The following is an 11,624-nucleotide window of genomic DNA, read 5'->3' as shown; positions in this document are numbered from 1 at the left end:
CACCCTGGGGGAATGGCCACGATGACGACACGGGACGCGACGGACCTGCGGGGCAGCGGTTCGGCCGACATCAGGCGGCACGAGCTGGGGGCCTTCCTGCGCAGCCGGCGCGAGCGGATCGCACCCGAGGACGTGGGCCTGCCGCGCGGCAGGCGCCGCCGCACCCCCGGGCTGCGCCGCGAGGAGGTCGCGCACCTCTCGGCGGTCGGCGTCACCTGGTACACGTGGCTGGAGCAGGCCCGCGACATCCAGGTCTCGGCGCAGGTCCTCGACGCGCTCGCCCGCACGCTGCGGCTCGACCGGAGCGAGCGGGCCCATCTGTTCGGCCTCGCGGGCGCCATCGACCCGACACCGGCGGCGAGCTGCGCGACGCTGACGCCCGAAATCCTCGACCTGATGAACCGGCTGGATCCCCTCCCCGCCTGCGTACAGAACAGCAGGTACGACATCCTCGCCTACAACCGCACCTACGGGATGCTGCTCTGCGACCTCGACGAGATCCCGCCGGAGGACCGCAACTGCATGCTGCTGGCGTTCACGCACGAGGAGTGGCGCTCCTCGATCATCGGCCTCGACGACGTGCTGCGGACCATGGCCGCCAAGTTCCGCTCCGGCATGGCCGAGCACCTGGCCGAGCCCGCCTGGAAGCTGGTCCTGGGGCGGCTCACCGAGGAGTCCGACGAGTTCCGCGAGCTGTGGGAGCGGCACGAGGTGGTGCGGTCCGTGCCCAGCAAGGTGAAGCGGTTCCACAACCGGCACGTGGGGCCGGTCTCCGTCGTCCACACCGACCTGTGGCTCGGCCGGGACTGCGGGGCCCGCCTGGTCACGTACACGCCGGCGGACGACACGTCGCGCGAACGCCTCGAAGCGCTCGGCGCGTTGGCGGCCGCCCGGGCGTCATGACCGGGCGCCCTGCCCGGGCGTCATGACCGGGTGGCCGCCCGGGTCAGCTCGGCGTCCTCCGCGTCCTCCAGGCGTTCCGCCGTCCGGCGCGCCGTCTCGCGGGCCCAGTGGCCGCTGGTCAGCGCGCCGAGGACGAGGACGGCGAGGCCGCAGCCCGCGATGATCCACCAGCAGGAGCGGCTGGCGGCGACGAAGGTGTCGGCGTACGAGGACTCGACGACACCGGAGGCGAGGACCGCGCCGATCACCGCGACGCCGAGGGTCTGCCCGATCTGGCGGCTGGTGGAGGCGACCGCGGCCGCCACTCCGGCCTGGGCGCGCGGCATCCCGGAGACCGCGGTGTTGGTGATCGGGGCGTTCACGAAACCGAAGCCGATCCCGAACAGGACGTAGCCGACGACGAGCGTGACGTTCGAGGTCTCGGCGTCGAACGCCGCGAACAGCACCCCGCTCGCCGTCATCATCACGCCCGCGACGAGCAGCGGCAGGCGCGGGCCCCGGCTGCCGACGAGGCGGCCCGACAGCGGCGCGCACACCAGCGTCATCGCGGCCATCGGCAGCATCCACAGGCCCGCGTGCAGGGCGTCGAGGCCGCGCACGTCCTGGAGGTACAGCGTCGACAGGAACAGGAAGCCGCCGAGCGCCGCGAATCCGCAGATCGCGATCACGGTGGCGCCGCTGAACGGGGCCGAGCGGAAGAACCGCAGGTCGATGAGGGGTTCCTCGCGGCGCGGCTCGTAGAGCAGAAGGCCGATCAGGGCCGCGACCGCGAGCGCCGCGAAGATCAGGATCCGGACGGAGGTCCAGCCCGCGTCGGGCGCCTCGATGATCGCGTACGTGAGCGAGCCGAGCAGCACGATGATCAGGAGCTGGCCGACCGGGTCGGGGCGGCGGGCCTTCGGGGCGCGGGACTCGGGGACGTAGCGGAGGGTGAGGAGCAGGGCCGCGAGGCCGACCGGCAGGTTGATCCAGAAGATCGAGCGCCAGCCGACGGAGTCCACAAGGAGGCCGCCCACCAGCGGTCCCGCCGCCATGGAGATGCCGACGACGCCGCCCCACACGCCGATCGCACGTGCTCGCTCACGCGGGTCCGTGAAGGTGTTCGTGATGATCGACATCGCGACCGGGTTGAGCATCGAGCCGCCGACCGCCTGCAGCATACGGAACGCCACCAGGGCCTCCAGGCTCGGCGCGAGCGAGCAGGCCACGGACGCCACGGTGAAGACGGTCAGGCCGATCGTGAAGACCTTGCGCCGCCCGATCCGGTCGGCGGTCGACCCCGCCAGCATCAGCAGCGCGGCGAGGACCAGCGTGTAGGCGTCGATCGTCCACTGCATGCCCGAGAGCGTGGCGTCGAAGTCCTTCGCCATGGAGGGGAGGGCGACGTTCAGGACGGTGTTGTCGAGGCTGACGATCAGCAGGCTCATGCAGCAGATCGCCAGGACGAGCATCCGCCTGCCGTGGGTCAGGGTTTGTCGTGCATCGGGCATGTGTCCGACGGTAGCCGGATGTGCTGTGAGAGGGCATGCGCGGTGCCCCGTGCGGGCTCGGCAGGGGCCGCTCGGGGAGTGAGGGACAATGGATGCTTGCCCCCACCCGTCGTCCGTCCCGGAGAGCCCTGAGATGTCCGCTCTGACCATCGGCCCCCACCTGGTGCAGCCCCCCGTGGTGCTCGCCCCCATGGCGGGGATCACGAACGCGCCGTTCCGCACCCTGTGCAGGGAGTTCTCGGGCGGCAAGGGCCTGTTCGTGAGCGAGATGATCACGACGCGGGCGCTGGTCGAGCGCAACGAGAAGACGATGCAGCTCATCCACTTCGACGAGACCGAGAAGCCTCGCTCGATCCAGCTGTACGGGGTGGATCCGGCCACCGTCGGCAAGGCCGTCCGCATGATTGCGGAGGAGGACCTCGCCGACCACATCGACCTGAACTTCGGCTGCCCGGTCCCGAAGGTGACGCGCAAGGGCGGCGGGTCCGCGCTCCCGTACAAGCGGAACCTGCTGCGGGCGATCCTTCGCGAGGCCGTGTCGGGGGCGGGTGACCTGCCGGTCACGATGAAGATGCGCAAGGGCATCGACGACGACCACATCACGTTCCTCGACGCGGGGCGGATCGCGGTCGAGGAGGGTGTCACGGCGATCGCGCTGCACGGGCGTACGGCGGCGGAGCACTACGGCGGCACGGCGGACTGGGACGCGATCGCGCGCCTGAAGGAGCACGTGCCGGAGATCCCCGTCCTCGGCAACGGCGACATCTGGTCGGCGGACGACGCGCTGCGGATGGTGCGCGAGACCGGGGTCGACGGGGTGGTCGTGGGGCGTGGGTGCCTGGGGCGGCCGTGGCTGTTCGCGGATCTGGTGGCGGCGTTCGAGGGGCGCGAGGAGCGGGTCCGGCCGACGCTGCGGGTGGTGGCGGACGCGATGGTGCGGCATGCGTCGCTGCTCGGTGAGTGGATCGGCGACGAATCGCGTGGCGTCATCGACTTCCGCAAGCACGTGGCCTGGTACCTCAAGGGTTTCGCGGTCGGCGGCGAGCTGCGCAAGCGGCTCGCGACCACGTCGTCCCTGGAGGAACTCCGTTCCGGCCTCGACGAGTTGGACCTCGACCAGGGCTGGCCGGCCGGCGCGGACGGCCCTCGCGGCCGCACGTCGGGCAACGGCCGGGTGGTCCTGCCGGACGGCTGGCTGAACGATCCGTACGACTGTGCGGGGGTCTCGGAGGACGCGGAACTGGACACGTCTGGGGGCTGACGGGTCTCCTGTTGCGCGGCCCCGGCGTTACGGCCTCGGGGCTCCGCCCCGGACCCCGCTGCTCAATCGCCGCAGGGGCTTCAATTGCCCACCCGTAGCAGGGACTTGATTGGTCCACCCGTCGCAGGGGCTGATTTTAGGCGCCCACCGCCGTCAGCAGTGCCAGTGGTGCCGCCGCCGAGCGTGACTCCCGGGCGCACGCGTGGGGGTACGGGACCGGGGACGGGTGGGACGAGCGGGCGTAGCCCGTGATGACTTCCGGGAGGCGGCCGGCGGACGTGGTCGATGCCGCGATCAGGCCCTCCGCCACCAGCCGCGCCTCGTCGTGCAGTCCGTACCGCGCGAGGCCGAGAGTGATCAGCGCGTTGTCGTGCGGCCACACCGAACCGCGGTGGTAGGAGAGCGGGTGGTACGCGGCCTGGCCGGAGGCCACCGTGCGGACGCCCCAGCCGGAGAAGAAGTCCGGTTCAAGGAGGCGGCGGCCCACCGCTTCCCCGTACTCCTTGTCGAGGAGGCCCGACCAGAGAAGGTGGCCCGCGTCCGAGGCGAGCGCGTCCAGTTGGCGGCCCTCGCCGTCCAGGGCCAGTGCGGGGAAGCTCTCATCCGCCATCCAGAAGTCCCGTACGAAACGGTCCCGCAGGTCCGACGCCGCCTGCTCCAACAGATCCGCGTAGACCGCGTCGGACCAGACCGTGCGCGCGAGCGTCGCCGTGCGGCGCAGCGCGTCGTACGCGTATCCCTGCGCCCCCGCCGCCATCACGGGGCCCGTCGCCCGGCCGCCGTCCGCCGAGCAGATCGCGCCGGGGGAGTCCTTCCAGTTCTGGTTGGCGAGGCCGCCCCGGTCGGCGCGGTACACGAGGTAGCCGCGCGAGGTCAGGCCGCCGTGGTCGAGCATCCAGCCCACCGCCGCCCGCGCCTGAGGTTCCAGTCGCCGGGCGAGGTCCACGTCCCCGGTCTGCTCCACGTACGCGCCGAGCAGGATCAGGAACAGCGGCGTCGCGTCCACCGAACCGTAGTAGCGGCCGTAGGGGACCTGCCCGAAGTGTGCCAACTCACCGTGCCGCACCTCGTGCACGATCTTCCCGGGCTGCGCGACCGCGCCCTCCAGCGACTCGGTGGCCTGCGTAGCCGCCAGAACCGGGAGTGTCGCGGCAGCCAGTTCGGGGCGGTACGGCAGCGCGAAGAGCGAGGTCAGCGCCGCGTCCCGGCCCAGCAGCGTCAGGAACCACGGCACCCCGGCCGCGGGCACCAGATGCCGCTCCCCGTCGGGCCCGGCCGCCGGCACTCGCAGCACCGCGAGATCGGCGAGCCCCCGCGTACAGGCGTCCGCGAGTTCGGGCCACGCCCCAGATAGTTCGACGCCTTTCGTGAACTCCCTTACAGTCTCCGCCAGTTCGACCGCCACCGCCGACGGGCTCGACGCCGGCCGCCCCCGCTCCGCTCCCGAGGGCCGCGCCACCACCCGCAGCGTCAGCTCCGCGCTGCCCTGCCCCGCGAGGTCCAGCGCCCACACGAGGCGGCGCGCCCCGGTGCCCGTCTCCTCCACCCCGTCCGGCGCGGGCTCGCTCGTCACCGTCGTCGAGGAGCGCCAGTCGCCGCGCGTGTACGTGAACTCCACGCCGTCGTCGCGGACTTCGCGGGTGCGCACCGCCCCGGTCTTCACATACGTACGGTGGTCCGAGCGCAGCTCGAACTGGTCGGTGAAGTCGGCGTCCACCGTCAGCGCGATCCGTACCGTCGTCGGCACCGGGCGGTTCGAGACGACCTTCAGGAGCTCCACGAACGAGCCCTCCGCCACCGCCTGTTCGCGGAAGAGCGTGTACGCCGAGGGGTCCTGGCGCCCGCCGCCGCGCGGCACGAGCACACAGCGGCCGATGCCCTCCTCCTCGTACGACATGGGGGTGAGGACCTCCGGCGCCGCCCCGTCGACCGTGAGCTGCCAGCGGCACAGGTGGCGCGCGTCCCGCACGAACAGGCCGTCGGGCGAGGAGCCGCCGCGCACCGCCGTCAGCGCGCCGGACGGGTCGGTCGCCGCGAACGTCCCTCCGTGCACCAGGAGTTGGCGGCCCTGTCCGTGTCCGTACCCATCCGTCATCGCGACGTCCTCTCGGCCAGCAGATCCAGCGTCAGTGCGGCCGTCCAGCCGAAGCCGCGGGCGCCGCGGCCCGCCCCCGTACGGGGATCCACGTACTCGGCGAAGTCCGAGGCCCCCGCGACGTCGAGCATCGCCGCGCGCAGGCGCCCGGCCCGCGCGTGCTCGCCGTGCAGCCGCAGGCCGTGCTCCAGGAGCCAGTTGGTGTTGAACCAGGCGGGCCCGCGCCAGTAGCGGTGCGGGTCGAAGGCGGGACCGAGCAGGTCGTAGCTGGGCGCCATCCGCACCAGGTCGCCGACGCCGAAGTGCGGTCCGCACGCCGTGTCCACGAGTGCCCGCACCACCTCGCGCGGCAGCGTCGGCAGGATCAGCGGCAGCAGCCCGGAGACGCCGTACTCGCGGACAAGGCCGCCCCCGCCCCGTAGATCCCGGCAGAAGAACATTCCGGCTTCCGGATCCCACAGCCGCCGCACAAGGGCCGTCGTCAGCCGCTCCGCGCGCGCGTGCCGCGCCGTGCCCGCGGACCCCAGTTCGCGGGCGATCCGGGCCAGCGCGTGCTCGGAGGCCGCGAGCAGGGCGTTGAAGGACGGGTCCTCGACCGCGAACTCGCCCTCCCCGTCCGCGTATTCGGCATCCCTGTAGTCGGCTGCCAGCCGTACGTACCGCCCGTAGTCCAGATCCGTCGGCCGGTCCTGGGCCGCGCCGTGCGCCAGGTCCGCGCGGCGGAACGCCCGGGCGGGGGAGACGCGGCGGAGCGGGGCGTCCCAGCAGGGGCTGTTGTCCATGCCCTGCTCCCAGGGGTGGATCACCGAGGCGAGGCCCGCGCCGCCGTGGTCGCGGCGGTGCAGGAGATAGCGGTGCCAGGCGGCGAGCCGTGGATACACGCGCGCCAGGAAACCGCGGGAACGGGAGAGGCCCGGGTCCGCGCGGTGCACCAGCCAGGCTGCCAGCGCGTGCACGGGCGGCTGCACGATGCCGGAGGTCTGCACGGCGACCGGGGCGCCGGCGGCGCGGCCCGCCGTGGAGGAGCGCCAGAAGTCGGGGCTCGGGAAGTAGGCGTCGAGCGCGACGGCGGGGTTGAAGACGATGTGCGGGATCCGGCCGTCGCCCCACTGCGCGGCGAGCAGGGTCTCCAACTCGCCCTGGGCGCGCAGCGGAGAGACATGGCGCAGGCCGATCGCGATGAACGCCGAGTCCCACGACCACTGGTGGGGGTAGAGCGTGCGCGAGGGGACCGTCGACGTACCCGTCCAGTTCGCTTCGAGGACGCGCGCGGCGCGGTCCCGTAAGGAGGAGCGGGGCCGCGCGGGCCGCAGCGCTCCGCCGCGCCGCTCGGTCGTGTGCTCCACAGGCTTTCCCACACCCCTTCCAACGGGTGTCGGTTACGCGGATCGCCGCATAGGGTTACGTCCATTTAACACGCAAAACCTAGAATGTAACGCAGAGTTGGTGAACGCAAGGGGGCAGGAACGGCATGGCGGGGAATCAGGCGAGCGCCGGAGAGCTGCTGCATCTGGTGCGCAGCGGCAGAGCGACCACGCGCGGCGCCCTCCAGGAGGTCACGGGCCTGTCCAGGGCCACCGTCGGGCAGCGCCTCGACCGGCTCTTCCGTGCGGGCTGGCTGCGCGAGGGCGCCGCCGGACCGGTCAACTCCCGGCTCGGCGGCCGCCCTTCGATCCACCTGGAGTTCGACGACGCGCACGCCGTGGTGCTCGCCGCCGACCTCGACACCCGGCATGCCCGCGCCGCCGTGCTGTCGCTGACCGGCGAGGTGCTTGCGGAGCACATGGACACCCTGACCGTCGAGGACGGGCCCGAGCGGGTGCTCTCCCAGCTGGGCGGCTGGTTCGGCGACCTGCTGAGGAAGGCGGACCGCTCGCCCGACCTGGTGTGCGGGATCGGCCTCGCGGTGCCGGGCCCCGTCGACTTCGGCTCCGGCCGCGTCGTCCAGCCACCGATCATGCCCGGCTGGGACGGCTACGACATCGTGGGCCGGCTCGCCCGCGCGACAGCCGAGGGCGCGGGCACCCCGGCGGACGTCCCGGTCCTCGTCGACAACGACGCCAACCTCATGGCGTACGGGGAACAGCGCACCGCCCACCCCGACTGCCGGGCCTTCGCTCTCGTCAAGGTCTCCACCGGGATCGGCGCGGGCGTCGTCGTGGACGGCGCGATCTACCGGGGCATCGACGGCGGCGCGGGCGACATCGGGCACATCCGGGTGCCGGACGGCGCGGACGCGCTGTGCAAGTGCGGTTCGTACGGCTGCCTGGCCGCCGTCGCCAGCGGCCGGGCCGTGGCGCGCCGCCTCACCGGGGCGGGCGTCCCCGCGACCTCCGGCTCCGACGTGCGCGAGCTGCTCGCCGCCGGGCACCCGGAGGCGCTGCGGCTCGCGAGGGACGCGGGGCGCTCCGTGGGCGAGGTCCTGGCGACCGTCGTGACGCTCCTCAACCCCGGCGTTCTCATGATCGCCGGAGATCTGGCCGGAACTGCCTTCCTCACGGGAGTCCGTGAACTCCTGTATCAACGGGCGCTGCCCCGCTCGACCGCGCACCTGGACGTGGTCACCTCCCGGCTCGGCGAGCGCTCGGCGCTCATCGGAGCGGGAGCGCTGGTGGTGGAGGAGCTGTACGCCCCCGTGCGGGCCGAGCGCCGACTGGCCGTACTGGGCCTGTGACGCGCCCGTTTCGTCCCCCGAGGGCCGTCCGCATGCTGGAACGGGAGCGTCCGGGAGCCGCTTCAAACGGCGTGATTCTCGCCACCCCTGATCGGGGTTGCGCTCAGATGAGCGCTTAAAACCCGTCTGCACTTCTCCAAGCCCTGGCACTCAGTGCCAACGCTCGATCATTTATGCCCTGAACGCACAAACGAGCAGAGCGCGCTCATGTGAGCGATGGAGGGGGTCTACGGGGGTAGTGCCTTCAAGTAATGAACACAAGGTCAAAGAGGCCACCTCCCGCCCATCGCTTTCGATCTCCTGGCGGACGGGTGGTTACGCCCGTATGACAGCTGAGTGGACGTACCCACAGGCCTTGGATCTGGGTATGTTCCTCGCCGTCAGGGCAGCCACCCGAGCCTCGAGGAGTCGAGACCCGTGTCGGAAAACAAAGATCCTCAGGTAGCGAAGTTCGTTTACGACTTCACCGAGGGCAACAAGAACCTCAAGGACCTTCTCGGCGGCAAGGGCGCGAACCTCGCCGAGATGACCAACCTGGGCCTTCCCGTCCCTCCGGGCTTCACCATCACCACCGAGGCCTGCAAGGTCTACCTCGACAGCGGCGAGGAGCCGGTGGCACTCCGTGACGAGGTCACCCAGCACCTCGACGCGCTCGAGAAGAAGATGGGGAAGAAGCTCGGCCAGGCCGACAACCCCCTTCTGGTGTCGGTCCGTTCGGGCGCGAAGTTCTCCATGCCCGGCATGATGGACACCGTCCTCAACATCGGTCTCTCCGACAAGTCGGTGCAGGGCCTCGCCAAGCAGGCCGGCGACGACCGCTTCGCCTGGGACTCGTACCGCCGCCTCATCCAGATGTTCGGCAAGACCGTTCTCGACATCGACGGCGAGCTCTTCGAGGACGCCCTCGAGAAGGCCAAGGCCGCCAAGAAGGTCACGGTCGACACCGACCTGGACGCCGCCGAGCTCAAGAAGCTCGTCACGCGCTTCAAGAAGATCGTCAAGACCGAGGCCGGGCGCGACTTCCCGCAGGACCCGCGCGAGCAGATGGACCTCGCCATAAACGCGGTCTTCGAGTCGTGGAACACCGACCGCGCCAAGCTGTACCGCCGCCAGGAGCGCATCCCCGGCGACCTCGGCACGGCGGTCAACGTCTGCTCGATGGTCTTCGGCAACCTCGGCCCGGACTCCGGCACCGGCGTCGCGTTCACCCGCGACCCGGCCAGCGGCCACCAGGGCGTCTACGGCGACTACCTGCAGAACGCCCAGGGCGAGGACGTCGTCGCGGGCATCCGCAACACGGTGCCGCTCGCCGAGCTCGAGCAGATCGACAAGAAGTCGTACGACCAGCTCATGCAGATCATGGAGACCCTTGAGAACCACTACAAGGACCTCTGCGACATCGAGTTCACCATCGAGCGCGGCCAGCTGTGGATGCTGCAGACCCGCGTCGGCAAGCGCACCGCCGGTGCCGCCTTCCGCATCGCGACGCAGCTCGTCGACCAGGGCCTGATCGACGAGGCCGAGGCCCTCCAGCGGGTCAGCGGCGCGCAGCTCGCGCAGCTGATGTTCCCGCGCTTCGACGACGAGGCGAAGGTCGAGCTGCTCGGCCGCGGCATCGCCGCGTCGCCCGGCGCGGCGGTCGGCAAGGCGGTCTTCGACTCGTACACCGCCATCAAGTGGTCGCGCTCCGGCGAGAAGGTCATCCTGATCCGCCGCGAGACCAACCCCGACGACCTCGACGGCATGATCGCCTGCGAGGGCATCCTGACCTCGCGCGGCGGCAAGACCTCGCACGCGGCCGTCGTCGCCCGCGGCATGGGCAAGACCTGTGTCTGCGGCGCCGAGGAGCTGGAGGTCGACACCAAGCGCCGCCGGATGACCATCGGCGAGACCGTCGTCGAGGAGGGCGACGTCGTCTCCATCGACGGCTCCACCGGCAAGGTCTACCTCGGCGAGGTGCCCGTCGTGCCCTCCCCGGTCGTCGAGTACTTCGAGGGCCGGATGCACGCCGGCGCCGACGACGCCGACGAACTCGTGGGCTCCGTGCACCGGATCATGGCCTACGCGGACCGAGTACGCCGCCTGCGCGTACGCGCCAACGCCGACAACGCCGAGGACGCGCTGCGCGCCCGCCGGTTCGGCGCCCAGGGCATCGGCCTGTGCCGCACCGAGCACATGTTCCTCGGCGACCGCCGCGAGCTCGTCGAGAAGCTGATCCTCGCCGACACGGACAGCGAGCGTGAGGAGTCCCTGAAGCTCCTCCTGCCGCTGCAGAAGCAGGACTTCGTCGAGCTGTTCGAGGCGATGGACGGCCTGCCCGTCACCGTCCGCCTGCTCGACCCGCCGCTGCACGAGTTCCTCCCCGACATCACCGAGCTGTCGGTCCGTGTCGCGCTCGCCGAGTCCCGCAAGGACAACAACGAGAACGACCTGCGCCTCCTCCAGGCCGTGCACCGGCTGCACGAGCAGAACCCGATGCTGGGTCTGCGCGGCGTCCGTCTCGGCCTCGTCATCCCCGGCCTGTTCACCATGCAGGTCCGCGCCATCGCCGAGGCGGCGGCCGAGCGCAAGAACGCCAAGGGCGACCCGCGCGCCGAGATCATGATTCCGCTCGTCGGCACCGTCCAGGAGCTGGAGATCGTCCGCGAGGAGGCCGACCAGGTCATCGCGGAGGTCGAGGAGCAGACCGGCGTCAAGCTGAAGCTCGCCATCGGCACCATGATCGAGCTGCCACGCGCCGCCCTCACGGCCGGGCAGATCGCCGAGGCCGCCCAGTTCTTCTCCTTCGGCACGAACGACCTCACGCAGACCGTGTGGGGCTTCTCCCGGGACGACGTGGAGGCCAGCTTCTTCACCGCGTACCTGGAGAAGGGCATCTTCGGGGTGTCGCCGTTCGAGACGATCGACAAGGACGGCGTGGGCTCGCTCGTGAAGTCCGCCGTCGAGGCGGGGCGTGCCACGCGGCCCGACCTCAAGCTCGGCGTCTGCGGCGAGCACGGCGGCGACCCGGAGTCGGTCCACTTCTTCCACGAGGTCGGGCTCGACTACGTCTCCTGCTCCCCGTTCCGCATCCCGGTCGCCCGCCTGGAGGCCGGCCGCGCGGCCAGCAGCTCGGAGGGCAGCGACCACCGCTGACCGGCGGACGGAGCCCGTCAGGCCGCTCCTGACGGGCCCTGAACTCCGGGGCCGCCGCGAGTCCCC

General features: G+C 71.5%; 7 protein-coding genes. 4 read left to right on the top strand and 3 right to left on the bottom strand.

The genetic code is table 11. The annotated features are described in order from the left end of the window. Nucleotides 1–12: 12 nt before the first annotated feature. Nucleotides 13–903 (top strand): helix-turn-helix transcriptional regulator, encoded by an 891-nt coding sequence (locus tag ACZ7L4_RS16990; RefSeq protein WP_472103233.1) that lies wholly within the window; start codon nucleotides 13–15, stop codon nucleotides 901–903. A 20-nt stretch (nucleotides 904–923) separates the two neighbouring features. Here ACZ7L4_RS16990 and ACZ7L4_RS16985 read toward each other — a convergent pair whose 3' ends face one another. Continuing rightward, nucleotides 924–2,393 (bottom strand): MFS transporter, encoded by a 1,470-nt coding sequence (locus tag ACZ7L4_RS16985; protein ID WP_472103231.1) that lies wholly within the window; start codon nucleotides 2,391–2,393, stop codon nucleotides 924–926. A gap of 133 nt (nucleotides 2,394–2,526) precedes the next feature. On the opposite strand from ACZ7L4_RS16985, the gene dusB reads away from it, so the two are divergent. Beyond that, nucleotides 2,527–3,654 (top strand): tRNA dihydrouridine synthase DusB, encoded by a 1,128-nt coding sequence (gene dusB / locus ACZ7L4_RS16980; protein ID WP_450809535.1) that lies wholly within the window; start codon nucleotides 2,527–2,529, stop codon nucleotides 3,652–3,654. 136 nt (nucleotides 3,655–3,790) lie between these two features. Here the strand turns inward: dusB and ACZ7L4_RS16975 are convergent, their stop codons facing one another. Both ACZ7L4_RS16975 and ACZ7L4_RS16970 read right to left on the bottom strand, forming a co-directional pair. Beyond that, entirely contained in the window at nucleotides 3,791–5,749 is a 1,959-nt protein-coding gene (locus ACZ7L4_RS16975) for an amylo-alpha-1,6-glucosidase (RefSeq protein WP_472103229.1), read from the bottom strand. Next, on the bottom strand, nucleotides 5,746–7,095 hold the full coding sequence (locus tag ACZ7L4_RS16970) for an MGH1-like glycoside hydrolase domain-containing protein (protein WP_472103227.1): 1,350 nt from the start codon (nucleotides 7,093–7,095) through the stop codon (nucleotides 5,746–5,748). Before ACZ7L4_RS16970 ends, ACZ7L4_RS16975 begins: the two co-directional genes overlap by 4 nt. Before the next feature lie 125 nt (nucleotides 7,096–7,220). Here ACZ7L4_RS16970 and ACZ7L4_RS16965 point away from each other — a divergent pair, with 125 nt between their 5' ends. Both ACZ7L4_RS16965 and ppdK read left to right on the top strand, forming a co-directional pair. Continuing rightward, nucleotides 7,221–8,423 (top strand): ROK family protein, encoded by a 1,203-nt coding sequence (locus ACZ7L4_RS16965; protein ID WP_472103225.1) that lies wholly within the window; start codon nucleotides 7,221–7,223, stop codon nucleotides 8,421–8,423. Between the two features lie 417 nt (nucleotides 8,424–8,840). Beyond that, nucleotides 8,841–11,558 carry a pyruvate, phosphate dikinase gene (gene ppdK, locus ACZ7L4_RS16960; protein WP_450809539.1) on the top strand — a complete coding sequence of 906 codons (2,718 nt, stop codon included), beginning with the start codon at nucleotides 8,841–8,843 and terminating at the stop codon, nucleotides 11,556–11,558. The last annotated feature ends 66 nt before the right edge of the window (nucleotides 11,559–11,624 follow it).

Source organism: Streptomyces sp. NPDC107575, assembly GCF_055657265.1.
The sequence above is the reverse complement of the archived record's forward strand: the minus strand, read 5'-3'. Positions and strand labels throughout refer to the sequence as shown.

Excerpts from the sequence above, each read along its gene's own strand:
- ACZ7L4_RS16990 (WP_472103233.1), top strand. The coding sequence starts at position 13 with ATGGCCACGATGACGACACGGGACGCGACGGACCTGCGGGGCAGCGGT.
- dusB (WP_450809535.1), top strand. The coding sequence starts at position 2,527 with ATGTCCGCTCTGACCATCGGCCCCCACCTGGTGCAGCCCCCCGTGGTG.
- ACZ7L4_RS16965 (WP_472103225.1), top strand. The coding sequence starts at position 7,221 with ATGGCGGGGAATCAGGCGAGCGCCGGAGAGCTGCTGCATCTGGTGCGC.
- ACZ7L4_RS16975 (WP_472103229.1), bottom strand. The coding sequence starts at position 5,749 with ATGACGGATGGGTACGGACACGGACAGGGCCGCCAACTCCTGGTGCAC.
- ACZ7L4_RS16985 (WP_472103231.1), bottom strand. The coding sequence starts at position 2,393 with ATGCCCGATGCACGACAAACCCTGACCCACGGCAGGCGGATGCTCGTC.